This is a genomic window from Streptomyces sp. NPDC058576, from assembly GCF_042718715.1.
Lineage (GTDB): Bacteria > Actinomycetota > Actinomycetes > Streptomycetales > Streptomycetaceae > Streptomyces.
The window spans coordinates 37,915-61,874 of the sequence record NZ_JBHXPF010000046.1 but is presented as its reverse complement, the minus strand read 5'-3'; the positions used below and the strand labels follow the sequence as shown (position 1 = coordinate 61,874).

23 protein-coding genes are annotated in these 23,960 nt (G+C 71.2%); 6 read left to right on the top strand and 17 right to left on the bottom strand.

The features are described 5' to 3' along the window. Nucleotides 1-130: 130 nt before the first annotated feature. The 3 genes from ACFWRV_RS27050 to ACFWRV_RS27040 are packed head-to-tail and all read right to left on the bottom strand — an operon-like array spanning nucleotide 131 to nucleotide 2,017. Entirely contained in the window at nucleotides 131-904 is a 774-nt protein-coding gene (locus ACFWRV_RS27050) for a DUF3710 domain-containing protein (protein WP_384338336.1), read from the bottom strand. Between the two features lies 1 nt (nucleotide 905). Next, complete coding sequence (gene dut / locus ACFWRV_RS27045) at nucleotides 906-1,436, bottom strand: dUTP diphosphatase (protein WP_384338335.1); 531 nt, start codon at nucleotides 1,434-1,436, stop codon at nucleotides 906-908. After that, nucleotides 1,433-2,017 (bottom strand): PaaI family thioesterase, encoded by a 585-nt coding sequence (locus tag ACFWRV_RS27040; RefSeq protein ID WP_384338334.1) that lies wholly within the window; start codon nucleotides 2,015-2,017, stop codon nucleotides 1,433-1,435. Before ACFWRV_RS27040 ends, dut begins: the two co-directional genes overlap by 4 nt. Before the next feature lie 58 nt (nucleotides 2,018-2,075). Here ACFWRV_RS27040 and ACFWRV_RS27035 point away from each other — a divergent pair, with 58 nt between their 5' ends. After that, nucleotides 2,076-2,534 carry a DUF3093 domain-containing protein gene (locus ACFWRV_RS27035; protein WP_384338333.1) on the top strand — a complete coding sequence of 153 codons (459 nt, stop codon included), beginning with the start codon at nucleotides 2,076-2,078 and terminating at the stop codon, nucleotides 2,532-2,534. Between the two features lie 30 nt (nucleotides 2,535-2,564). Here the strand turns inward: ACFWRV_RS27035 and ACFWRV_RS27030 are convergent, their stop codons facing one another. From ACFWRV_RS27030 to ACFWRV_RS27015, 4 genes are all read right to left on the bottom strand, one after another. Then, complete coding sequence (locus tag ACFWRV_RS27030; RefSeq protein WP_384338332.1) at nucleotides 2,565-3,527, bottom strand: hypothetical protein; 963 nt, start codon at nucleotides 3,525-3,527, stop codon at nucleotides 2,565-2,567. A 13-nt stretch (nucleotides 3,528-3,540) separates the two neighbouring features. Beyond that, complete coding sequence (locus tag ACFWRV_RS27025) at nucleotides 3,541-3,837, bottom strand: DUF4193 domain-containing protein (RefSeq protein ID WP_003965732.1); 297 nt, start codon at nucleotides 3,835-3,837, stop codon at nucleotides 3,541-3,543. 403 nt (nucleotides 3,838-4,240) lie between these two features. Then, nucleotides 4,241-5,485 (bottom strand): sensor histidine kinase, encoded by a 1,245-nt coding sequence (locus ACFWRV_RS27020; protein WP_384338331.1) that lies wholly within the window; start codon nucleotides 5,483-5,485, stop codon nucleotides 4,241-4,243. 5 nt (nucleotides 5,486-5,490) lie between these two features. Then, nucleotides 5,491-6,144: a response regulator transcription factor gene (locus ACFWRV_RS27015; protein WP_006128158.1), complete on the bottom strand. Its 654-nt coding sequence runs from the start codon at nucleotides 6,142-6,144 to the stop codon at nucleotides 5,491-5,493. 382 nt (nucleotides 6,145-6,526) lie between these two features. On the opposite strand from ACFWRV_RS27015, the gene ACFWRV_RS27010 reads away from it, so the two are divergent. Beyond that, nucleotides 6,527-6,700 carry a hypothetical protein gene (locus ACFWRV_RS27010; protein ID WP_384338330.1) on the top strand — a complete coding sequence of 58 codons (174 nt, stop codon included), beginning with the start codon at nucleotides 6,527-6,529 and terminating at the stop codon, nucleotides 6,698-6,700. Nucleotides 6,701-6,790: 90 nt separating this feature from the next. Here the strand turns inward: ACFWRV_RS27010 and ACFWRV_RS27005 are convergent, their stop codons facing one another. Further along, nucleotides 6,791-7,591, bottom strand: coding sequence for an inositol monophosphatase family protein (locus tag ACFWRV_RS27005; protein WP_164614773.1), 801 nt, complete (start codon nucleotides 7,589-7,591; stop codon nucleotides 6,791-6,793). Between the two features lie 45 nt (nucleotides 7,592-7,636). Beyond that, nucleotides 7,637-8,764, bottom strand: coding sequence for a ferrochelatase (locus ACFWRV_RS27000; protein WP_384338329.1), 1,128 nt, complete (start codon nucleotides 8,762-8,764; stop codon nucleotides 7,637-7,639). Between the two features lie 196 nt (nucleotides 8,765-8,960). On the opposite strand from ACFWRV_RS27000, the gene ACFWRV_RS26995 reads away from it, so the two are divergent. Both ACFWRV_RS26995 and ACFWRV_RS26990 read left to right on the top strand, forming a co-directional pair. Then, complete coding sequence (locus ACFWRV_RS26995; RefSeq protein ID WP_384338328.1) at nucleotides 8,961-10,205, top strand: MFS transporter; 1,245 nt, start codon at nucleotides 8,961-8,963, stop codon at nucleotides 10,203-10,205. Next, nucleotides 10,165-11,484, top strand: a complete 1,320-nt coding sequence (locus ACFWRV_RS26990) for a D-arabinono-1,4-lactone oxidase (RefSeq protein ID WP_384338327.1) — start codon at nucleotides 10,165-10,167, stop codon at nucleotides 11,482-11,484. Before ACFWRV_RS26995 ends, ACFWRV_RS26990 begins: the two co-directional genes overlap by 41 nt. A gap of 90 nt (nucleotides 11,485-11,574) precedes the next feature. Here the strand turns inward: ACFWRV_RS26990 and ACFWRV_RS26985 are convergent, their stop codons facing one another. After that, complete coding sequence (locus ACFWRV_RS26985) at nucleotides 11,575-12,642, bottom strand: hypothetical protein (RefSeq protein ID WP_384338326.1); 1,068 nt, start codon at nucleotides 12,640-12,642, stop codon at nucleotides 11,575-11,577. Between the two features lie 576 nt (nucleotides 12,643-13,218). On the opposite strand from ACFWRV_RS26985, the gene sepH reads away from it, so the two are divergent. Next, nucleotides 13,219-14,316: a septation protein SepH gene (gene sepH / locus ACFWRV_RS26980; protein ID WP_384338325.1), complete on the top strand. Its 1,098-nt coding sequence runs from the start codon at nucleotides 13,219-13,221 to the stop codon at nucleotides 14,314-14,316. 87 nt (nucleotides 14,317-14,403) lie between these two features. On the opposite strand, the gene ACFWRV_RS26975 is transcribed toward sepH, so the two are convergent. Beyond that, nucleotides 14,404-15,234 (bottom strand): sulfurtransferase, encoded by an 831-nt coding sequence (locus ACFWRV_RS26975; RefSeq protein ID WP_384338324.1) that lies wholly within the window; start codon nucleotides 15,232-15,234, stop codon nucleotides 14,404-14,406. A gap of 236 nt (nucleotides 15,235-15,470) precedes the next feature. Here ACFWRV_RS26975 and ACFWRV_RS26970 point away from each other — a divergent pair, with 236 nt between their 5' ends. After that, nucleotides 15,471-16,265, top strand: a complete 795-nt coding sequence (locus ACFWRV_RS26970) for a VOC family protein (protein WP_384338323.1) — start codon at nucleotides 15,471-15,473, stop codon at nucleotides 16,263-16,265. 14 nt (nucleotides 16,266-16,279) lie between these two features. On the opposite strand, the gene ACFWRV_RS26965 is transcribed toward ACFWRV_RS26970, so the two are convergent. The 6 genes from ACFWRV_RS26965 to ACFWRV_RS26940 form a co-directional block, all read right to left on the bottom strand. Next, nucleotides 16,280-16,720 carry a hypothetical protein gene (locus ACFWRV_RS26965; protein ID WP_384338322.1) on the bottom strand — a complete coding sequence of 147 codons (441 nt, stop codon included), beginning with the start codon at nucleotides 16,718-16,720 and terminating at the stop codon, nucleotides 16,280-16,282. Nucleotides 16,721-17,002: 282 nt separating this feature from the next. Further along, nucleotides 17,003-17,632 carry a DUF4291 domain-containing protein gene (locus ACFWRV_RS26960; RefSeq protein ID WP_384338321.1) on the bottom strand — a complete coding sequence of 210 codons (630 nt, stop codon included), beginning with the start codon at nucleotides 17,630-17,632 and terminating at the stop codon, nucleotides 17,003-17,005. Next, nucleotides 17,629-18,195: a hypothetical protein gene (locus ACFWRV_RS26955; protein ID WP_384338320.1), complete on the bottom strand. Its 567-nt coding sequence runs from the start codon at nucleotides 18,193-18,195 to the stop codon at nucleotides 17,629-17,631. Before ACFWRV_RS26955 ends, ACFWRV_RS26960 begins: the two co-directional genes overlap by 4 nt. Nucleotides 18,196-18,207: 12 nt before the next feature. After that, complete coding sequence (locus ACFWRV_RS26950) at nucleotides 18,208-22,833, bottom strand: putative T7SS-secreted protein (protein WP_384338319.1); 4,626 nt, start codon at nucleotides 22,831-22,833, stop codon at nucleotides 18,208-18,210. After that, nucleotides 22,833-23,399, bottom strand: coding sequence for a hypothetical protein (locus tag ACFWRV_RS26945; RefSeq protein ID WP_384338318.1), 567 nt, complete (start codon nucleotides 23,397-23,399; stop codon nucleotides 22,833-22,835). The genes ACFWRV_RS26950 and ACFWRV_RS26945 overlap by 1 nt, the downstream gene beginning before the upstream one ends. Next, nucleotides 23,399-23,812, bottom strand: a complete 414-nt coding sequence (locus tag ACFWRV_RS26940) for a hypothetical protein (protein ID WP_384338317.1) — start codon at nucleotides 23,810-23,812, stop codon at nucleotides 23,399-23,401. The genes ACFWRV_RS26945 and ACFWRV_RS26940 overlap by 1 nt, the downstream gene beginning before the upstream one ends. Nucleotides 23,813-23,960 lie beyond the last annotated feature (148 nt).

The window sequence follows — 23,960 nt, the reverse complement described above, 5'->3', positions numbered from 1 at the left end:
GGCCCCCCCCCAAATTTTTGGGTGGGGGGGCGGGGGGGGGGTCAGGGGGGGGGGGTGGTTCTCGTCCTCGGGGGGGGGGCCCCCCCGGTTCGGGGGGGGCCCCCCCCGGCCCGATGCTGTGAGGTGTCCGCTAGCGGACCTCGGTGATCTCGGGGCCACGCTGGAGCTGGCCCATGCCGCCGGAGAACTTGGAGCTCTCCTGGTCCTCCTGCTGCACGCCCTCGGGCACCATCTGGGCGTCGTCGGGGAGCTTGAGGACGATCGGGTCGCGGGGGGCCATGGGGCCGTCGCCGCGGACGACCACGGTGTCCCGGAAGACCGTCTCCAGCAGTCCGGCGGCCTCCGGCTGGACGGCGCCCTGGCCGGAGATCACTCCGCGCAGGAACCAGCGGGGGCCGTCGACGCCGACGAAGCGGACGAGCTGCACGCCGCCCGTGCCGTCCGGCAGCTGTACCGGGACCTGCGCGCGCAGCTCCCAGCCCAGCGGGCCCTCGACCTCGTCGATGACGCCGCCCTGCTGGGTGATGCCCGAGGCGATCTCGTCGCGGACCTCGCCCCAGATGCCCTCTTTCTTGGGGGCGGCGAAGGCCTGCAGCTGGACCGCGCTGTCGCGCAGCACCACGGTGGCGGCGACGATCGCGTCCCCGGCCACCTCGACGCGCAGTTCCATGCCCTCGACCCCGGGGACGAAGATGCCGCCCAGGTCGACCCGGCCCTCGCCGGGCTGGGAGACCTCGGTGCTGTCCCAGGGTCCGTCCGGCCGGGGGGCCGGCGGAAGATTCATCCGACGGGTGCCCCCGGCGGCAGCGTCGCCGCTCTCGGGCTCGTCGGCGACCTGCTCGGCCTCGCGCACCTCGTCCGCCGCGTCCTCGGCGGAACCACTCTTCTTGCGACGTCCGAACACGTCACTGTCCTTCCCGGTCGGATACGACCGAAGCGTAGCTGTTCCCACCGTGGGTGATCCCGCCCTCGGCGCCGTCCACCGACGCGTGGCCGCCGGTGGACCCGAAGCCCCCTTCGGCCCGCGCCGAGCCGGGAAGTTCCGCCACCTCGTGGAAGCGCACCTTCTCGACCTGCTGGACAACCAATTGGGCAATCCGGTCGAACCGCTCGAATCGCACGCTCTCGCGCGGATCGAGGTTGACCACGATCACCTTGATCTCCCCACGGTACCCGGCATCAACCGTCCCTGGGGCATTCACGAGGGCCACTCCGCAGCGGGCTGCGAGGCCGGAGCGCGGGTGCACGAACGCGGCGTACCCGTCGGGCAGGGCGATCGACACACCGGTGGGCAGCACCGCGCGCTCGCCGGGGGCGAGTTCGGCGGCCTCGGTGGTCACCAGGTCGGCCCCGGCGTCGCCCGGGTGTCCGTACGCCGGAATCGGCACGTCCGGGTCGATCAGGCGGATCAGTACGTCGACGGGATGACGGGTCACGGGTTCACCTCGAAGGCGCGGGCGCGCCTGACCTGGTCGGGGTCGGACATGGCCGCCCGGATCTCGGCGGGCCTGCCGTTGTCGATGAAGTGGTCGACCTTGACCTCGATGAAGAGGGCGTCGGCCCGGACCGCGACGGGCCCTTCGGGGCCGCCGATCCGGCCGGTGGCGGTGGAGTAGATCTTCCGGCCGTGCACGGCGGTGATCCGGGCGTCGAGGTGCAGCACGGTGTCCACGGGGACGGGGCGGACGAAGTCGGTCTCCAGCCGTCCGGTCACCGCGATCGTGCGCAGCAGCCAGTTCAGCGAACCGAGGGTCTCGTCCAGCGCCGTGGCGAGCACACCGCCGTGGGCGAGGCCCGGGGCGCCCTGGTGCGCTGGCTGCACGGCGAACTCGGCGGTGACGCTCACGCCTTCACCGGCCCGCGCCATCAGGTGCAGTCCGTGCGGCTGTCCCCCGCCGCAGCCGAAACAGTGTTCGTAGTGCGCTCCGAGGAGCTCGCCGGGGGCGGGCGCGTCGGGGTGCCGGACCGGCGCGACGGCGTCGGCCGGGGGTGTCAGAGCTGCTGATGTTCCACTCACAGGCGCAGACCTTACCCGCGCGGCAGTGTGCCGGTCGCGCCGTGCCAAGCTTGGTCCCATGCAGCCTTCCGCACCGCCCTTCGACGAACGTCTCACCGCGCCCCGCTCCTGGTGGTTCATCGCCTTCGGAGTCGGTGTCGCCTGTGCTCTGATGCTGCTGCCGCTGGGCACGCTGCCGCTGCTCGCCGGGCTGGTCGGCGGTACGGCCGCGGCGGCCGTCGTGGTGAGCGCTTACGGCTCCGCCCGGATCCGGGTGGTGGCGGGGGCACTCGTCGCCGGCGACGCCCGGATCCCGCTGTCGGCGCTCGGCGAGCCCGAGGTGCTGGACGCCGAGGAGGCGCGGGCCTGGCGCACGCACAAGGCGGACGCGCGCGCGTTCATGCTGCTGCGCGGCTATGTGGAGACGGCGGTGCGGGTGGAGGTCACGGACCCGGAGGACCCGACTCCGTACGTCTACCTCTCCACCCGGGACCCGCGGGGCCTGGCGGCGGCGCTGAACGCCGTACCGGCCGCCTGAGCGGCCGTTCGCCGCAGGCCTTTCCGGGCCTCAGAGGCCCTCGATCTCCTTGGGCAGCTCGGCCGGGTGCAGGGGCTGCTCCAGCGGAGGCAGCGCGGGCAGCCGGTCCCAGGGGATCTGAGTCCTGCGCAGGTCGTCCCTGACCCGGTCGGCGAGCTTGCGGGTGTCGCGGCGGTTCATCGTGGCGCCGACGGCGGCGCCGATCATGAACGGGATCAGGTTGGGCAGATTGCGCGCCATGCGCTTCATGATCTGCTGGCGCAGCTCGCGCTTCATCTGGCCGCCGAGGGCGGCGTTGAGCGTGGTGGGCCGGGTGACGTCGATTCCGCGCTCCTCCGTCCACGACGTCAGATACGCGGTGCTGCGCTGGCCGAGATTGCCCGGGGGCCTGCGGCCGTAGACCTCGTGGAGCTCGGCGACGAGCTTCATCTCGATCGCGGCTACGCCGGTCACCTCCGCCGCCAGCTCGGCGAGCATGGCGGGCGGTACGGGCATCATGGCGGCGGCCCCGATGCCTGCGCCGACGGTCGCGGTGCCCCGGCAGGCTCCCGTGACCAGCTTGTCGGCCAGCTCCTCGGGCCCCAGCCCGGGAAACTGCCTCCGCAGGGTGGCGAGGTCGCGCACCGGCACCCGCGGGGCCGTGTCGATGATGCGGTCGGCCAGCTGTGCGGCCAGTGCCTTCGCGCTCTCCCCGCTCTTGCGTACGCCCCGTTTCACTGCGTGCAGGCGGCCCCCGGTCGTGGGCTCCGCCCGGTCCTGCTGTTCCCGCTGCGCGGCCAGGTCCGGCAGTGCTGCCGCCCCGGCCACTTCGAGCGAGGCCGAACGGCCTCGCTCGTCGTCGGAACCGCCGGAGTGATCCGGCGGGGCGGCGGACCGCTCGGCAGACGCGTGACCGCCTTCTGCCGGGCCTGTGCCGCCGGTACCGTCCTGATGGGCCTGCTGGCCGTGCCGACGCCAGGGGCGCCGCTTCCTGAACGGTGTCTCGTCTGCCACGGCCGACTCGACCTCAGTCGCAGTCGCGGCAGATGGGCTGACCGTTCTTCTCGCGGGCCAGCTGGCTGCGGTGGTGCACCAGGAAGCAGCTCATGCAGGTGAACTCATCGGCCTGCTTGGGCAGCACCCGGACGGCCAGCTCCTCGTTGGAGAGGTCCGCGCCGGGCAGCTCGAGTCCTTCGGCCGCGTCGAATTCGTCGACGTCGACGGCGGACGCCGTCTTGTCGCTCCGACGCGCCTTGAGCTCTTCGAGGCTGTCCTGGTCCACGTCGTCGTCGGTCTTGCGTGGGGTGTCGTAATCCGTTGCCATGTCGCTCTCCCCCTCTTGGGTGTCTAGGTGTCTCAGCGCACGTAACGCGTGAGAGGCCGGACTTGTGCCCGACCTGAGGCGGAGATTTTGCCTCACATCAAGGTCTGTTACTCAATCGACACCCAACCGGGCACCTCGGCGAGGCTCGGCTTGGGTGGCGATGGGGACCGTACACGGTCCCGACTGTGCAGTTCACGGGCGCCACCCCGTGTACTTCCCGTGATAACGATCCCTGAAAACCCGGACGATTACCGGCTTTCCGACAGAGTCGTGATCACGGAGAGTAGACGGCCGGAAATTCGGCCTTGTGATCGATCACACACGACCCGCCCGGGAACGGGTCCTGAAAATTCCGCCCAAAGCGAACAGGAAGATTCGGTGCGGAGTCACATCGTGCAGCCTCTCAGACCGGCAGAGTGACGCGCATCACGAGACCACCGCCCTCGCGGGGCTCCGCGATGATACGGCCTCCGTGGGCCCGCGCGACGGACCGGGCGATCGACAGGCCGAGACCGACCCCCTTGTCGCTGCCCGTGCGCTCCGTTCGCAGCCGCCTGAAGGGTTCGAAGAGGTTGTCGATCTCGTAGGCGGGGACCACCGGGCCGGTGTTCGAGACGACGAGCAGGGCCTGCCCGTCCCGCACCTCGGTGGTGACCTCCACCCAGCCGTCCTCGGGCACGTTGTAGCGCACGGCGTTCTGCACGAGGTTCAGGGCGATCCGCTCCAGCAGGACCCCGTTGCCCTGCACCGCGGCCGAGGCTCGCTCACCGCGGATCTCGACCTTCCTGGCCAGCGCCTCCGCCCGGGTCTGGTCGATGGCGCGCTCGGCGACCTCGGCGAGGTCGACCGGTTTGCGCTCGACGATCTGGTTGTCGCTGCGGGCCAGCAGCAGCAGGCCCTCGACCAGTTGCTCGCTGCGCTCGTTGGTGGCCAGGAGGGTCTTCCCGAGCTGATGGAGCTCCGGTGGGGCCCCGGGGTCGGAGAGATGGACCTCCAGCAGGGTGCGGTTGATCGCCAGCGGGGTGCGCAGCTCGTGCGAGGCGTTGCCGACGAACCGCTGCTGCGCGGTGAAGGCCCGCTCCAGCCGGTCCAGCATGTCGTCGAAGGTGTCCGCCAGCTCCTTCAGCTCGTCGTCCGGGCCGTCCAGCTCGATCCGCCGGCTGAGGTCGGTGCCGGCCACCCGGCGCGCGGTCCGGGTGATCCGGCCGAGCGGGGACAGGACGCGTCCGGCCATGGCGTAACCGAAGGCGAAGGCCATCACGCTCAGGCCGACCAGAGCGAGGAGGGCCCGGTTCAGCAGGCTGTCCAGCGCCTGCTGCCGCTGGGCCGACGTACAGGCCTTGATGGCCTCGTTCAGCTGGTCGTTGTTGAGCGCGGCGCCGAGCTGCGGGCAGGTGTCGCTGGTGATCTGGACATTGGTCCCGGCGACCCGGAAGGCCACGCTTCCGGCGTCGTGGAGGGCCTGCGCGGCCAGCATGTAGATGATCGACAGCAGCACGATGCCCGCGATCAGGAACATCCCGCCGTACAGCAGCGTGAGCCGTATCCGGATGGTCGGGCGCAGCCAGGGGTACGGGGGCTCCTGCTGCTTCGGCTCCCAGGTGGGCTTCGGCGGCGCCGCGGGGGGCTGCTCCGGGGTGGTGGCCATGGTCCTCAGATCCGGTATCCGGAGCCCGGCACGGTGACGATCACGGGCGGTTCACCGAGCTTGCGGCGGAGCGTCATGACCGTGACCCGCACCACGTTGGTGAAGGGATCGGTGTTCTCGTCCCAGGCCTTCTCCAGCAGCTGTTCCGCCGAGACGACGGCGCCCTCGCTGCGCATCAGGACCTCCAGCACCGCGAACTCCTTCGGAGCGAGCTGGATCTCCACCTCGTCGCGGAAGACCTCGCGGCGGTTCGGGTCGAGCTTGATGCCGGCGCGCTCCAGGACGGGCGGCAGCGCCACCGTCGTACGGCGGCCCAGCGCGCGGACCCGGGCGGTCAGCTCGCTGAAGGCGAAGGGCTTGGGCAGATAGTCGTCCGCGCCCAGCTCCAGGCCCTCGACCCGGTCGCTGACGTCGCCGGACGCGGTGAGCATGAGCACCCGGGTCGGCATGCCGAGCTCGACGATCTTGCGGCAGACGTCGTCCCCGTGCACCACCGGGAGGTCCCGGTCCAGCACCACGACGTCGTAGTCGTTGACCCCGATGCGCTCCAGGGCCGCGGCACCGTCGTAGACGACGTCGACGGCCATGGCCTCCCGGCGCAATCCGGTGGCCACCGCATCGGCGAGCAGCTGCTCGTCCTCGACGACGAGTACGCGCACGGCGCAGTCCTTCCTTCGGGTCCTTCGACGGATTCACGGAGCGAGCGGCCCACACGGGGCCGCTCGGACACGGGCAGCCGTGCCGACCGTGTGCCTCCATCCTGCCCGCAACGCGTATAAACCGGCGGTAAGACGGCGGCGGGCCGGACCTTCTCGCGGACTCCCGCCGGGAAACCGGTGGGTTTGTGGACCAGTTGAGGTTTCTCTGAGCCGCGGCATGGGGAAGAGGGGTTCACACCCGCGATCACGCCTGTCCCGTGGCACGCCACGGCCCGCCCGTTTTCCCCGGAGCGGCGGCGAGATCACCCGCTCCTCCGGCTCCCCGGCCGGGGGGATCCCGGGCACACCCCCGTGCCACCGACCCACGATGAGGGGGCGCATCATGGACGCTTTCACCGCAGGTCTGCTGCAACGCATCAAGACGACCGAGTCCGACCTCACGCGGGCGCGCGAGGACGGCGACGACTTCCTCGCGGACGTCGAGCAGGGCGAGCTGGACGATCTGCACCGTCTCGCCGCCGAGCACGGCGTGGAGGTCGGCGCCGCCGGCGTCTGAGCCGTACGTGGAGGGCCCCGGATGCTGTCCAGGCATCCGGGGCCCTCTGCTGTGCCGTGGACCCCTCAGGGTCCCACCAGGGACTTCGGGTCAGTCGTGCCAGGCGCCCAGCTCGTCGAGTGCGGCCTGCAGCGGCTCGAAGACGCCGGGGGTGGCGGCCACCGTCAGGTCGCCGTCGGCGGGCAGCCCGGGGCGGCCGCCGGTCAGCGCGCCCGCCTCCCGGGCGATGAGGTCGCCCGCGGCCAGGTCCCAGGGGTGCAGCCCGCGCTCGTAGTAGCCGTCGAGACGGCCCGCCGCCACATCGCAGAGGTCGACGGCGGCCGAGCCGCCGCGCCGGATGTCCCGGAGCCTGGGGATCAGCTGCTGGGCGACGTCCGCCTGGTGGGCGCGGACGTGGGCGACGTAGTTGAAACCGGTGGAGACGAGGGCCTGGTCCAGCGGCGGGGCGGGACGGCAGCGCAGCGCTTCGCCGTTCGCGAACGCACCGCCGCCGAGGACCGCCTGGTACGTCTCCCGGCGCATCGGGGCCTCGACGACGCCCACGACCCGCTCGCCGTCGCGTTCGGCGGCGATGGAGACGGCCCAGGTGGGCAGGCCGTAGAGATAGTTCACCGTGCCGTCGAGCGGGTCGATGACCCAGCGGATGCCGGTGCTGCCCGGGGAGCTGGCGCCCTCCTCGCCGAGGAAGCCGTCGTCGGGGCGGAAGTCGGTGAGGTAGCCGGTGATCAGCTTCTCGGCGGCGATGTCCATCTCGGTGACGACGTCGATGGGGCTGGACTTGGTCGCGGCCACCCCCAGGTCGGCCGGGCGGCCGTCGCGCAGCAGGGCTCCGGCGCGGCGGGCGGCCTCCAGGGCGAGGTCGAGCAGTTCGGACAGGGCGGGGTCGGTCACGGTGCTCCCAGGTGATCGGTGCGCACGGTCGGGTGGTGGTGCGGGCTACGCGTACGGGCTGTCGGCGCCGGCCGCGGCGGGCTTCGGGGCCCTGGCGGGACAGCAGCCGACGGGACAGAGGTCGTGGGAGGGCCCGAGCGACCCCAGGGCGCAGCGCTCCACCGCCCGGCCGCGCTCGCTCGCGGCGCGCTCCAGGAACAGGTCCCGTACGGCGGCGGCGAAGCGCGGGTCGTCGCCCACCGTGGCGGAGCGGCGGACCGGCAGACCGAGTTCGGCGGCCTTCGCCTCGGCCTCGGTGTCGAGGTCGTACAGCACCTCCATGTGGTCCGAGACGAAGCCGATGGGCGCCATCACGACGGCGGGGACGCCCTCGCCGTGCAGGGTCTCCAGGTGGTCGCAGATGTCGGGCTCCAGCCACGGGATGTGCGGGGCGCCGCTGCGGGACTGGTAGACGAGCTGCCAGGGGTGCTCGACGCCGGTCGCGGCGCGCACGGCCTCGACGATGAGCCGGGCCACGTCGAGGTGCTCGGCGACGTACGCGCCGCCCTCGCCGTGCGCGTCGGCGGGGCCCGAGGCGTCGGCGGCGGCGGTCGGGATGGAGTGGGTGGTGAACGCGATGTGCGCGCCCGCGCGGACGTCCTCGGGGAGGTCGGCGAGGGAGGCGAGGACGCCGTCGGCCATGGGGCCGACGAAGCCGGGGTGGTTGAAGTAGTGCCGCAGCTTGTCGACCCGGGGCACGGGCAGCCCCTCGGCCTCCAGGGCGGCCAGCGAGTCGGCGAGGTTCTCGCGGTACTGGCGGCAGCCGGAGTAGGAGGCGTACGCGCTGGTGGCGAGGACGGCGATCCGGCGGTGTCCGTCGGCGGTCATCTCGCGCAGGACGTCGGTCAGGTACGGGGCCCAGTTGCGGTTGCCCCAGTAGACCGGGAGATCCAGGCCGTGGCCGGCGAAGTCCTTGCGGAGCGCGTCGAGCAGGGCGCGGTTCTGGGCGTTGATCGGGCTGACCCCGCCGAACAGGAAGTAGTGCTTGCCGACCTCCTTGAGGCGTTCCTCGGGGATACCGCGGCCGCGGGTGACGTTCGCCAGGAACGGGACGACGTCGTCCGGACCCTCGGGTCCACCGAAGGAGAGCAGCAGCAGGGCGTCATAGGGAGCGGGATCGCGCAGATCGGACATGACATCGATCCTGCCACCCGCCTCCGAACGGGCGGCAACCGACATCCGACGCCCCGTCGGGAAAGCGCGGAACCCTTGGCGGGGAGCACGCCGGAACCACTCCCCGGTCCGTCCGGAATTCGGTGTCCGGGGCGTCCGTCCACCCGTAAGCTGTATCGGCCAGCTACACGCATGACAGGCACGACCGGAGTACCCCTTGCCCAGCCCCTACCGCGCCATCTTCTCCGCCCCCGGCTCCAAGAGGTTCTCCGCCGCAGGCTTCTTCGGCCGGATGCCCCTGTCCATGATGGGCATCGGCGTCGTGACGATGATCTCCCAGCTCACCGGCCGCTACGGGCTGGCCGGGGCGCTGTCGGCGACGCTGGCGATGTCGGCGGCGGTCTGCGGCCCCCAGGTCTCCCGGCTGGTCGACCGCCACGGGCAGCGCCGGGTGCTGCGTCCGGTCACGCTGGTGGCCGTGGCGGCGGTGGCGGGTCTGCTGGTCTGCGCCCAGCAGGGGGCGCCGGAGTGGACGCTGTTCGTCTTCGCGGTGGGCGCGGGCTGTGTGCCGAGCGTGGGGTCGATGGTCCGGTCCCGCTGGGCGGAGATCTACCGGGGCTCCAGCCGGGACCTGCACACCGCGTACTCCTGGGAGTCGATCGTCGACGAGGTGTGCTTCATCTTCGGCCCGATCATCTCCATCGGTCTGTCCACCGCGTGGTTCCCGGAGGCGGGGCCGCTGATCGCCGCCGGCTTCCTGCTGGTCGGCGTCTTCTGGCTGACCGGGCAGCGCGCGACCGAGCCGGTGCCGCACCCGAAGTCGCAGCACACCGGGGGCTCGGCCCTGCGCTCGCGGGGGCTCCAGGTCCTGGTGGCCACCTTCGTGGCGACCGGCGCGATCTTCGGGGGCGTGGACGTGGTGACCGTGGCCTTCGCCGAGGAGCGCGGCCACAAGGCCGCGGCCTCGCTGGTGCTGGCCGTCTACGCGCTGGGCTCGTGTCTCGCGGGGGCCGTGTTCGGGCTGCTGCACCTCAAGGGGAACCCCGGGACCAGGTGGCTGGTGGGCGTCTGCGCGATGGCCGTGAGTATGATCCCCCTCCTACTGGCCGGGAACCTTCCGTTGCTGGCCGTGGCGCTCTTTGTCGCGGGCCTCGCCATCGCACCGACGATGGTCACCACCATGGCCCTCGTCGAAGCGCACGTACCGCGCACCAAGCTGACCGAGGGCATGACCTGGACCAGTACCGGGCTCGCGGTCGGAGTGGCGCTCGGCTCCTCGGCCGCCGGCTGGGTGGTCGACGCCGCCGGGGCGAAGGCGGGGTACGCGGTGCCCGCCGTGGCGGGAGCGCTCGCGGCGGCGGTGGCGTTCCTGGGTTATCGCCGGCTGGCCGGGCCGGCTGCGACGGGAGGGCGCGGGGAAGATGACCGAGACCTACGCACGGACGACGAGCGCGTGGCGTAACTGGGCGGGCACCGTCACCGCCCGGCCCGCCCGCACCGAGTCACCCGCGTCCGTGGACGAGCTCGCGGACGTGCTGCGCCGGGCGCACGCGGACGGCCTGAGGGTGAAGCCGGTCGGTTCGGGCCACTCCTTCACGGCGGCGGCCGCCACGGACGGGGTGCTGATCCGCCCCGACCTGCTCACCGGGATCCGGGACATCGACCGTGAGGCGATGACCGTGACGGTGGAGGCCGGTACCCCGCTGAAGCGGCTCAACACCGCGCTCGCCCGCGAGGGTCTGTCGCTCACGAACATGGGCGACATCATGGAGCAGACGGTCGCCGGGGCGACCTCCACCGGAACGCACGGCACGGGCCGCGACTCGGCGTCCATATCCGCGCAGATCCGGGCGCTGGAGCTGGTCACCGCCGACGGGAGCGTCCTGGTCTGCTCGGCCGTGGACCATCCGGAGATCTTCGCCGCGGCCCGGGTCGGGATCGGCGCCCTAGGGGTGATCACCGCCGTCACCCTCGCCGTGGAGCCGATCTTCCTGCTGACGGCCCGTGAGGAGCCGATGAGCTTCGACCGGGTCACCGCGGAGTTCGATTCCCTGGTCATCGAGAACGAGCACTTCGAGTTCTACTGGTTCCCGCACACCGGGAACTGCAACACCAAGCGCAACAACCGCAGCGCCGGTCCGGCCGCCCCGCCCGGCCGGGTGAGCAGCTGGATCGATGACGAGCTGCTGTCCAACGGGGTCTTCCAGGTCGCCTGTTCGCTCGGCCGCGCGGTCCCGGCGACGATCCCCTCGATCGCCAGGCTCTCCAGCCGGGCGCTGTCGGCGCGTACGTACACCGACATCCCGTACAAGGTGTTCACCAGCCCGCGCCGGGTGCGGTTCGTGGAGATGGAGTACGCCGTGCCGCGCGAGCGGGCGGTGGCGGTGCTGCGGGAGCTGAAGGCCATGGTCGAGCGGTCACCGCTGAAGATCAGCTTCCCGGTCGAGGTGCGCACCGCTCCGGCCGACGACATGGCCCTGTCGACCGCCTCGGGCCGCGACACCGCGTACATCGCCGTCCACCTCTACAAGGGCACGCCCCACCGCTCGTACTTCACCGCGGTCGAGCGGATCATGACGGCGCACGCCGGCCGCCCGCACTGGGGCAAGATCCACACCCGGGACGCGGCCTACCTGTCCGAGGTCTACCCGCGCTTCGGCGAGTTCACCGCGGTGCGCGACCGGCTGGACCCGGACCGCCTGTTCGGCAACGACTACCTGCGGCGCGTCCTCGGCGACTGAGCCCGGCATCGTCCCGGTACGCCGTCGGCCCCGGTCCTCTCCCGTGCGGAGGGGCCGGGGCCGATGTGCTGTGCGCGGTACGCCGGTGGGTCACTCGGCGTCGGCGCCGGGCGGGGCCTGCTCGCCCTGCCCGGGCGCGACGCCCGTGCCGGTCGAGGGCGCGCCGGTTCCGGTGTCGCCTGGGTTCGAAGGGGTGGGCGGCGTCGGGTCCGGCGTGGACTCGCCGGCGGATCCGGAGGGCGTCGGGGTGGGGGTGGGCCCGGTGTCCGGGTTCTCACCGCCCGTGCCCGTACCGGGGTCCGGGCTCGTGCCGGTGCCGTCGCCGCCGTCCGTGGCGGGGGCGGAACCGGTGCCGTCACCCGGGTTCGGGCTCTGCTCGTCCGCTCCCCCGTCCCGGCCGGTGTCGCCGGATGGGGTGGGGTCGGCCGGTCCGGAGTCCCGATCGCCGCCGCCGCGCACGACGGAGCTGAGGGTGGTGCCCTGGCCGCCGCTGAGGTCGTTGCCCGAGATCATCTCGAACGCGGTGATCCCGGCCATGGAGACGGCGAAGACCGCGGCGGCCGCGAGGGCGGGGCGCTTCCAGCCGCGCAGCCGGGTGCCGTGCGTGACGCCCTCGCCGAACGCGTCGTCGGAGACGGCCGCCCGGTGCGCTCCGGTCTTCGGGATCAGCTGCGTACGGTCGTCGGCCCGCGGGATCAGCTGCGTACGGTCGGCGTCGGCTCCGGCTGCGGGGCCTGCGGCCGGCGGGACGCGGAGCATCCGGGTCCGCGCGTCGCCGAGGTCCAGCAACTGCGTCCGGTCCGTGTCGAGCGGCTTCAGCACCTGGGTGCTCTCCGCGTCCGGGATCACTTCCGGGACCGTGCCCGGGTCGACCGTGGGCAGCACCGTGGTGGCGTCGTCCGTCGGCTCCGGATCGGTCCGCTCCGCGGCGGCTCTCCGCCCGGCGGGCGTCGTCTCCTTGGTGTGCACCGTCACCTGGCGGCCCTCCGGGTGGGTCACCTGGACCGTCACCTCACGGATCTGCTCGCCGGTGCGGCGGAAGAAGTGCTGGAAGACCGAGCCGCCGCAGGTGGCGACGACGCTCATCACGCCCGCGCCGGCGATCGTGCCGTACACGCCCAACTGCGAGGCCAGCACCGCTGCCGCGACGGCCGCCACGGCACTCCCGGCGACCTGCGGGAGACTCAGATCTATGCGCCTTTCCTTGCGTTCTGCGTCACTTTCCGGCTTCTGAACCATTACCAGCCCCTGCTTGACATCTCTCCCACCATGCAACAGGAAGGGACAAATGAGCGAAGTAGATAGTTCCGATTCAGGTGATTGTGTGAAGGACAACACGCATCAGGGGCATTTCGCGGAGAACTGGGTACCTCAACTCCCGCACCTCGCGAGAACTTCGGCGGCGCGCCGGTCCACCCCGGTGGCCCGAATGGAGTACTGTGACGAGCCCTGGGGCGGACTCCGACGTGGGAATCCGCAGTCACCGGAGGGGGCCGACGGCGGCACCTGAGGCGGCGGCGTCGAAGCATCACACGGGTACGTGCTGCACAGAGCGGCCAAATCGGTCACTTTGGGTCGCAATGGGTAACCGTGTCATGGTGGCGCACCAGGACGAGCGCCCGACACGCCGGGCAACTTGGCAAGGTTGTGGCAGGCTGCACCCGGGCAGGTCACACTCGACTAGCGGAAGCAGCGACGCACGTGACGTCGGCAGGCACCACCCGGGAGGTCCCCATGCCCGAACTGCGTGTCGTGGCCGTCTCCAACGACGGCACACGACTGGTGCTCAAGGCTGCGGACAGCACGGAGTACACGCTTCCGATCGATGAGCGGCTGCGCGCCGCCGTGCGCAACGACCGCGCCCGGCTCGGCCAGATCGAGATCGAGGTGGAGAGCCACCTCCGTCCCCGCGACATCCAGGCCCGCATACGGGCCGGCGCCTCCGCGGAGGAGGTCGCCCAGTTCGCGGGCATCCCCGTCGACCGTGTACGCCGCTTCGAGGGCCCCGTGCTCGCGGAGCGCGCCTTCATGGCCGAGCGGGCCCGGAAGACTCCTGTGCGCCGTCCCGGCGAGAACACCGGCCCCCAGCTCGGCGAGGCGGTGCAGGAGCGTCTCCTGCTGCGCGGCGCCGACAAGGAAACCGTCCAGTGGGACTCGTGGCGCCGTGACGACGGCACCTGGGAAGTCCTGCTCGTCTACCGGGTCGCGGGCGAACCGCACGCGGCGAGCTGGACGTACGACCCGCCCAGGCGACTGGTCCAGGCGCTGGACGACGAGGCGCGCTCGCTGATCGGCGAGACCGACGACGTCGCCGCGCCCGAGCCCAGTTTCCCGTTCGTGCCCCGGATCGCCCGGCTGCCGCGCGACCGGCCGCTGGACCGGAGCCTCGACCGGCAGATCGACCGCGACCGCCCGCTGGACCGGGCCCTGGACCGGCAGATCGAGCGGCCCGCGCCGGTCGCCGAGCCCGAGGAGTACGTGAGCAGCGCCTCGGCCGGTGAGCGCGACTCGCTGACCAGCCTGCTGGAGGCGGTGCCGAGCTTCCGGGGCGACATGGTCGTGCCCGAGCGGCCCACGCAGCCCGAGCCGCCCGCGCTGGAGACGGCGGAGGAGGCGGAGGCGGACGAGCCGCCGGCCGCCGCCGCTTCGGCGGGTGCGGGGTCCGCGTACGCGGACGTGCTGATGCCCCGGGCGGTGGCCGGTCACCGGGACCGGCTGACCGGGACGACGGACCGTCAGGCCGAGGCGGACGGAGTCAGGCCGGGCCGCCGTGCCGCCGTGCCGAGCTGGGACGAGATCGTCTTCGGCACCCGGCGCAAGAAGCAGGACTGACCGGGAATGACGACCGGTGGGAGCGGGGTCCGTACGCAGTCGCGTACGGACCCCGCTCCCCTGTCGTTCGCCTGTCGTGCGGCGGGACTACTGGGGCTCGGGCCCCGTGGCGACCGGCCGGGAAGGGTCCGAGGACCACTCGGACCAGGATCCCGGGTACAGGACACCGGTGAGGCCGGCGATCTCCAGGGCCAGCACCTGGTGCGCGCCGGAGACCCCGGATCCGCAGTAGACGCCCACGCCTCGGGTGCTGCCCTCCGCCCCGAGGCCGGCGAACCGCGCGGCGAGCCGATCGGCCGGGAGGTAGCGCCCGTCCGCGTCGACGTTCTCCGTGGTCGGCGCCGAGACGGCGCCGGGGATATGGCCGCCGACGCGGTCGATCGGCTCCACGTCGCCCCGGTAGCGCTCCGCCGCCCGGGCGTCCAGCAGCAGACCCGACCGGGCGAAAGCCGCGGCACTTTCCGCGTCCAGGGTGGGGAGGGCCCCCGGCTTCGGCCGGAAATCGCCCTCGGCGGGGTGCGGGGTCTCGGTGGAGAGGTCGCCCGTCCAGGCGGCGAGGCCCCCGTCCAGGACCCGCACGTTCCCGTGTCCCGTCCAGCGCAGCAGCCACCAGGCCCGCGCCGCGGCCCAGCCCTGGCCGCCGTCGTACACCACGACGGGGGTGTCGTGGCCGACCCCGGCCCGGCGCATCGTGGCCCCGAAGGCCTCCGGGTCCGGGAGCGGGTGGCGGCCGCCGTCGCCCGCCGGGCCGGCCAGCTCCTCGTCGAGGTCGACGAAGACCGCGCCGGGCAGATGGCCGGCCTCGTAGTCGGGGCGGCCGTTCGGGCCGCCGAGCTGCCAGCGGACGTCCAGGAGCACCGGGGGCCGGGACCCGGCCGACTCGCTCGCGCATTCGGATGCGGTGATGATGGGCTTCATGGGTGCCATCCTCGCGCAGCGGGGCAGGCGCCCGTAACAGCGTCGAAGGGGACGGCCGGCGGGAATCCGGCCGTCCTTCGTCGAGAACCGGGACGACGCGGCGCGGCCGGTGCGCCTCCCGCGCCGGGGGGTGCAAGCATCTGCACGGGGCACGCGGACCGCTTCCCTACCCGGGACGGCGTCCCCGTGCCGTTCCCCCGCACGGCCACCACAACGGTCCGAGGAGAGAGAAGACGATGACCGAGGCTGCCGCCCGGCGTACGCCCGGAACACCTTGCTGGGTGAGTCTGATCGTGCACGGCCTGACCACGACCCAGGAGTTCTACGGGGCCCTGTTCGACTGGGAGTTCCAGCCGGGGCCCGAACAGCTGGGCCCCTACGTACGCGGGCTGCTGCGCGGCGACGAGGTCGCGGGCATCGGCCAGCTGCCGCCCGACCGGCATCTCCCGATCGCCTGGACCACCTACCTCGCCACGGACGACGCCGACGTCACAGCGGAGGCCATCCGCTCCTGCGGCGGGACGGTCGCGGTCGGCCCGCTGGACGCGGGCGAGGCCGGGCGGCTCGCCATCGCCTCGGACCCGAGCGGGGCGGTCTTCGGTATCTGGCAGGGCTCGGAGCACATCGGCACGATGACGGCGGGCGTGCCCGGCACCCCCGTCTGGAACGAGCTGGTGACCCGGGAGACCTCGATGGTCGCGAAGTTCTACCAGACGGTCTTCGGCTACGAGACGGAGGCGGTGCTCTCGGCCGACTTCGACTACCAGACGCTGCACCTGGACGGCGTGGCGGTGGCGGCCCTGCACGGGGTCGGCCACGCGCTGCCGCGCGACCGGGGGCCGCACTGGATGACGTACTTCGAGGTCGCCGACACCGACCGGGCCGCGGCCCGGGTGGTGGAGCTGGGCGGACGGGTGCTGCAGCCACCGCGCGAGGGGGCGAGCGGCCGGCTGGCGACGGTCGCGGACCCGGAGGGGGCCGTGTTCACGGTCATCAGGTCCGCCGGGAGCGAATCCGCGGACAGCCCCTAGCGTTCCGCCCCGGGTCACACGGGACGGTCCTCGAAGTGGTGCACGACGATCCAGTAGTCGTCGTCCTCCTCGGTGAGGGCGCACAGCCGTCGGCCGTCCGGGGACATCGCGAAGACCAGGGAGCCCGCCCCGGGTACGAGGGCGGCGGAGAGCGCGGTGTGCGAGGTGCGGCGCACCCGGACCCAGTCACGATCGGCCCCCCGGACCAGGAAGCAGCCCTCGTCGTCGATGACGGCGGCGGCCCGCGCGTGCTCCAGCCACAGCCGGTCGGCCTCCGCCGTCGCCCCCGGCGCCGAGCGCGCCACGGTGGCCTGCGGGGCCACCTCGACGTTGACGACGGCCTTGAAGGCCCGCGCGTACGAGGGCAGTTCCTCGGCGACGGCCTGCGTCACAGCCTCCAGCCCGGCCTTCGCCGGCTGCGGCGCCGGCGCGCTCCCGCTCTGTTCGTCGGTCATCCTCGGCCACCGTTCTCGTAGGACAGGTGATCGTCGCCGTCCTCTTTGTTGATCTTGGCGCAGCGCTCTGGGAGCCCGGGAACGACTTGGCGCGGAAGTCCACGGTGACAGCCGAAGACGAAGACGTCGGGCCCCAGACCGTCGACCACGCGGGCCCTCGATCGGTCCGGCCGAGGGCGAGGAACTGTGTCTCGTCGACGATCACATAGTCGACCCCGGCCGCCCTGGAGCCCGCGAGCCGAACACCCCCACAGGACGCGGCTCCACTTGTCACCGCGGTTGTCACGCGACGCGCTCGGCGATGGCCGCCGGGAGCGGGTACAGGTGCTCCGCCGGCAGCAGGCTACGGGCCGCCGTCAAGTCATCGGCCTGTACCGCCGCGTGGACTTCGTGCGCCAGAGGGGTCACGTCCCTGATCCCCGTGATCCATCCGTCGACGTACCGCTCGACGGCCGGGCCGGACAGTCCGATCTGGATCGCACGGTGGGGAAGAGGACTCAGGGAGAGGTCCCGATCGGGATCCCATTGAACGCGGACCGGGCTCGACCTGACGGCCTCCTGCCAATCCTGCTTTACTGCGAATCTCCTGTTGTCAAAATGACTGAGACAGGCCCGAGAAAGGGCCCATTCGAATCCTTCGCGCGTGATGTCGACGGCCAGGACGCGTTCCTGATCCGTCTTCGCACCCCATCCGCAGCGGTACATCATCCAGAGAAAAGAAGGCTTGATCCACGTCATACGACCGCGTTTGAAAGGGTCCACGAAAGTTCCCGCGGCCAGCGCCGGTCCGGCGATCCGGTCGGCATAGGCTTGATAGACCGTCACGGTCGTCTCGTCGAACCGTGCCCGGATTTGACGGGCTGCTCCGCCCGCCACACCGGTGGCCATACCCTCCGTCGCGTCCTGCGTCATACGGAATCCTCGTCCGCCCAGACCTCGGGCTTCACGAGCACGGGATCCGCCACCGTACGCGCCCCGGCCGCGTAGAGCAGCCAGCGCAGGTCCTCCCACGCAAAGAAGGGCTCACCCCAGGTGTCCGCCCACAGACGCAGTTCTGCGCCCTCCTCCGGCGAGGCCGTCAAGTCCCACCAGGCCCAGCCCCGGACCTCCAGGTCGGGATCGAAGCGATCCAGCCAGTTCTGCAGATCCCACGGCATGGCGCCGCCTGTCCGCTCCGCGTAGCGGTCGCGCCCAGCGACCGCGAAGGGCTCCGCCGGGGCCTGCGGGAAGCCGTCGCGGCAGATGCCGCGGAACCATGCGGGGATCGTGTCGACGGGCAGTTCGTCCTCGAAGGACTCCGTGGCGGCGATCTCCAGCACGGCGTCCAGGACCGCGCGCAGCCTGGCCGCGTAACGGTCCGGATCCCCGTCCACGGCCAGTTCGAAGTAGGCGAGGACAGGGGGCGCGGATTCGTTTTCCGGCCTGCCTGCCACTCGGGACCTCTCGATGCCGAGGTCTTCGATCGGATGCAGCATCTCGCATTCCTCCTAATGATCCTGGATGATCCTACCGGAGCCGGGAATGATGACCTTTCGCATCTGATCGAGTACCTCGCCGGGCAGTCCGTAGAGGTCCGTCCCCCTCGTGGGGTCAGATATTTCCGGATAGATCTGTTTCACCTGCCTCCATTCATGTTTGGTGAATCCCCATTCGTCCGGCTGTTCCTGCGGCACCGCTCTCGCCCGGAGGTCATCGACAAAGCTCTTCGGCACGTCGAAGGCGACGATCTGCCCGCTGTCCCCCCGGAATTCCAGAGTGTGCCGCAGTTCTCCGCTCATGTTGACGTACAGGTGGTTGTTGCCGTCGATCCTGACGTTGCCGCTCTCGTCGACGTGGACTCTCTGACTGAGCGGATGGTCCGTCTGCTTGCGGTACACCGTGATCGTGCACTCGTCCGGTGCCAGGCCCAGGTGGTCCGACCAGGTGTGGGGGTTGTGGACGTAGGCCATCGGGTTCGGCGCCGGGGCCAGACCCAGCGGATCCGGGCTGAGATAGCGGGCCGTCTCCGGGTCGTACGTACGGAAGACGTTGTAGTGCAGACCCGATTCCGGGTCGAAGTACTGTCCGGGAAAACGCAACGGCATGTAGACCGAGGCTCCGCGGTTCCACTCGGTCTTCCCCCACAGGGTCGACCGGGTGTGCCAGGCGACCTCGCCCTGCTCGTCGACGAGTTCCGTGGGCGTACCGACCAGGTCCGTGACGATCGAGAAGAACCGGCTGTCGATCTCGTCCCTGGAGGCCCCGAGGACGCGCTCCGTCTGGGCCAGGGGGTGCAATCCGCGGTAGTCCCAGGTCACAGCCACCGGGTGGGGAAGCTCCGCCGCGTACGCAGTCTGCTCCACGAGGCTCGCGCCCTCCCAGGTGAAGAGCACCTCCTCAACGACTTCACCGGCCTGCGAAAGGCGCCGCTTGGCAGTCCTCCGGCCCAAGGGGTCGAACAGATAGCGCCAGACGGTGCCGTCCGGGGTCGTCACCCCGACCAGTCTGTCTTCCACGTCCCAGGCGTAGTTCCAGGTGTCCGGCTTGCGGGAGAGACGCTTCGTCCGCTTCGTAACGACACGGCCCTGAGCGTCGTACGCGTAGCTCACACCACCGGCGCCGACCATGCGGTTGCCGTCGTAGACGCGCGGCCCCGTGGCCGATCCGGCGTCCGGGTCCGGAGCGGGCCAGGAGGCCGAAGTCTGGTTGCCGGACTCGTCGTAGGTGTAGCGCTCCGTCCACGTACCCGCATCCACTGCCGTGACGCGTGCGGCGGCGTCCAAGGTGAAGGTGCGCGCTCCGCCCGAAGCATCGTCGACAGCGACCAGATGTCCGTCGGGCCGGTAGCTGTAGCCGCGCCGTCGCAGGGTCCGTCCGTCAGCGCCCGTCAGGTGCTGGCCGGTGAGCCGGCCCAGTTCGTCGAAGCCGTACGAGTGTCCGACGCCCGCCGGGCCACGCCGGACGGTTTCGCGGCCCGCCGCGTCATACTCGAAGGTCTGCGTCCGGCCCGAGGCCGTCAGACTCGCACGGCGGCCGGCGGCGTCGTAGGACCACTCGCTGACCGCTCCGCTCGGCGTGGTGCGCCGCGTGGTGCGCCCCAGCGCGTCGTAGGCGTAGACCGTGGTCCGGCCATCCACCGTCTCCGAGTGCAGCAACCCCTCGCGGTTGCGGACACGCGTCAGCGTCACGTCCGGGCCCACGGCCCGCGCCAGCTGGTCGGCATGGTCGTACTCGAATGTGGTGACGGCTCCGCCAGCGTCCTTGAGCACCGTACGCCCGAGCGCGTCGTACGTGTACCGGACCTGCTCCCCTAGGGCGTTCGTACGGGCGGACAGCTGGCCGGCCGCATCGTACGCATAGTGGAGCGTACGGCCGTCGAAGTCTGTCTCCGCGATGACCCTGCCCGCGGGATCGTACTCGTACGTCCACGTGAGCCCCCGCGGGTTGGTGACCTCCGTCAGCCGCAGTTCGAGGTCGTGCGCGAACGTGTAGCGCGCTCCGTCCGGACCGGTGCGCGCGGCAAGCGAGTCGAAGTCTCCGAACTCGTAGACCGACCGGGCGCCGTTCGCATCCGTGTGGCTCAGGCAGTTCCCCTCGCCGTCGTAGGTCCACGACTGGCCGGTGCCGTCCGGTTCGATCCGGCTCAGCAACTTGCCCTCGACGCTCCACGTCAGCCGGACTGTGCCGCCGAGCGGATCCGTGATGGTGGCCGGGCGGCCGAAGGCGTCGTACGCGTACCAGGTCGTGGCCCCAAGGGGATCGGTCGATTCCACGACACGCCCCGCCGCGTCGCAGCGGATCACCGACATCTCACCGAGGGCGTTCACCACCGAGGAGACGTGGCCGCGGACGTCGTAGGTGAACCGGGACTCCGCACCGGCGGCATCGATCACGGCGAGCGTGTTGCCGCGCTCGTCGTACGTGCGGCGGACCGAGGTGTCGTCCGGACGCTTGACGCGTTCGGGAAGGCCGAGCGCGTTGTACCGGATGGTCGTCACGCGGCCGTCAGGTCGTTCGACGGAGGTGACGAAACCCTGGTCGTCGTACGTCATGCGGGTGGCCCGCCCCAGCGGGTCGACGCGGCTCAGCAACCGGTTGAACGGTCCCCATTCGAACCGGGTCGTGGCACCGTTCTCATCGGTCTCGGCGACGACGAGCGACCTGTCGTCCACGACGTAGCGGCGGTGGTGCCCCAGAGCTCCGGTGACCGTCGTCAGGCCGTCCTCGTACGTGAAGCGGGAGTCCACATGCCCGTCCGCGCCTGACTGGGCGGTGCAGCGGTCCTGGTCGTCGTACGCGTAGGTGAAACGACGGCCGTTGGTGTCGGTCCAGGAGACAATGCGAGCCCGCTCGTCCAGCCCGAACGACAGCGGGCGGCCGCAGGAGTTGACCACCTCGGTGAGCTCACCGTCGGTGTAGCCGTAGTCGATCACCTTCGTGCCGTCGGCCAGGGAGAGCGAGGTGATCCGCCCCCCGGAGGTGGCGAGCCGGATGTGGTAGCCGCCACTGTGGCTGATGCCCGTCGGCGCGCCGTCCGCGTCGTAGTCGTACGCGATCCACGCCCCGCAGCGGTCCTCCGACTGGACGAGCACGCCCTCGGCCGTGAAGCGCAGAACGCTTCCCGTCTCGGGGTTCGCGACCGTGTACTCCCCCTCGGGCATGACGGAGAGGGGCCATCGGCGGCCGTGCGACGGCAGGACCGGCAGCCCGGGTGCCGGGTGCGGATAGGACAGGAAGCTACCGTCCTCACCGACGAGGACGATGCCGACGGAATCGATTTCCAGGCGCTGGTCGACGGTGCTCGCCCAGCGGCGGCCGAACCACCTGCCTGCCTGGTAGGAGGACTCGAAGGTACGGGTGAACAGCAGCGGCAGCGATCCGGGGAGGATGAGATCGGTCTGGGGCAGGACCATCCGTCCGGTCGCCACGTCGACGGGGTCCTCGACACAGGTCGTGTCCTTTGCCGTACGCGAGGCCGGTCCGGGGCCCTCGCCCTCCAGGTGGGCACGGGCGGGGCCTTTGAGGTCGTCGGCGTGCCTGGCGACCGTGGCGCCCTTCTTGAGTGCGCCGAGGCCTTTGGTGCCGACGAGTTCCGGGATGAGTTTGCCGATGCCCTCGCTGGGGTCCTTCATGAACTCGTTGAGCATCTGCTTGCCGGCGCCCAGGGGGTCGTTGACGGCCACGGTCAGCCCGGCGACCGTCGAATTGAGGCTGGTCAGGTACTCGGCGGGGTGGGTCAGGTTGTACGGGTCCATCGGGTTGACCGAGCGGACGAAGTTGTTGAGGCCCGCGGTGCCCTTGACGAGACCGCCGGCGAGATGGGTCTGCGCCAGCTCCAGGTAGTCCATCCCGTCCTTGAGCTGTTCCGCGTACGAGGGCTTGGGCGGGGCGGCGTCACGCGCCGCGCGAACCGCTGTTCGTGCCGTCTCGGCGACGTCGTTGCGCTGGGTCCGGGCGGTGTCCAGTCTGTCCTGAGCGGCCTTGATCAGCGGTCCGGCGGGATCGGTGAAATTCTCTGACGGCCTCGGCGGCAGAGTGTCCTTCTTCGCTTCGACCGCGGCGTTGTACTCGGTGACCGACTTGTTGTGGGCGGTGCGCGCGTCCTGTGAGACCTTCTTGGCCCTGTTGTACTCCTCCAGGGCCTCCTTGGCCTGAACCTGCGCCCACTCCACGGTCTCCGCGAATCGGTTCATCGCGTCCGCGGCTTTGCCGAAGGCCTCCGCCGCCTTGAACCAGCGCGGCGGCTCCTTGGCTATCGCCTTCCGGAACGCGTCCGCCGACGCGCCCTTCAGACCGTCGCCCTCCAGCCCCTTCAGCCCGTTGCCGACCATGGTGAAGGAGGACGTGAAGTCCTTCAGGTGCGAGACCTGGGCACGGATTTTCGACACGCTGCCGTAGACCAGTTTCTTGGGGTCTTCGGTCTGCCCGAGCTCCAGCTCCGAGACGTCCGCCCCGAGCCGGTTGGCGGCGGAGCGGCTCTTGTCGCGGATCCAGTCCCCGGCCTCGTCGAGCCCGACGTCCTCGGCCACGTCGGCGACCTTGTCCCCGGTCCATTCGATCGCGTCGCCGACGTCCTCGGTCCGGTCCTCGACCCAGCCTTCCACGGGGTCCGGTACGAAGTCCTTCCAGCCCATCAGTTGCCGCCCCGGTCGGCTTGGTCGGCCTGGTCCAGCAGGTCCTTGATCGAGCCGATCCTTCCGCTGGAGGTCAGCTTGTCCCCCGTGTCCGACCAGGTCTGCTTGATGTCCTGCCGACTCTTCTCGAAGGACTCCGCGCTGTAGTCCGGCTTGTAGACGTCAGCCCGCCAGATGTCGTCCCAGCCCTTCTTCTCGATCTCGTCCTCACTCGCGTGCGGATTGCCGTACGCCGAGTTCGCCGCGACCTTGAACGCGCCCTCCAGGTACTGCTCTTCCTCCCACACCGTGCCCGCCGCGATGCCGAGGTTCCCGGCCAAGGCGCTGGCGTTCTGCACAAGACTGCGCACGCCCCACTCCCAGCGTTCGCAGAAATCCTCGAAGTCGGTGGCCAGACCCATGTGCCCGGCCTCCATCCCCGTCATCGACAGGTCTTCGAATCCCGAACCCATGGATGCGCCCGCCGCGTCACCCGTCTCACGCAGCTCGGCGATGGCTTTGCGCAGACCGTTCCGGATGTTCTTGACGGCGACAGGCGAGACCTCCAGGTCTCCGGCGCCCGCCATCAGAGGGCACCCGCAAGCTCATCGTCCGCATCCACCGCGCACCGGTCGGGGACGATGCCCACGACGGGAGGGAACAGCATCGAGGCGTCCTCGTCCGCGACGTCGACGACCACCCCGGTCGGACCGTCGACCGTGGGAATCACCGCATCGACCAGACGGGCGCCCAGGATCGAGAGGAACTCCCACTCACGGGCACCGGCCCCGGCACCGCGCGCCTCCGCGAAACGGGCCAGCGCCTCCTCATCCGTGAACGCGTAAATCCAGCGGACGCCGCCCTGCCATCCGGACATGAGACCGCCGTCCTGGTCCCCCGACAGCGGCACCAGCAGTGCGGTGCGGCGGAATTCACCGAGCAAACGACCGGAATGCCCCGATCCATCGCGCATCGCGACAATTTCCTCGGTCAGTCCCATCCCATGCTCCCGTCCCCGGGGACAGCCGGCAGCCCCCGCTTCGCACACGCTACTAAGAGACGCACAGGGGCTTGAACGGTTCCCCCCTGCCGGTGGTCGGCCTCTGCGGGCGGACCGGCCATCGGACGGGGACGGTCCGGGTCACTAC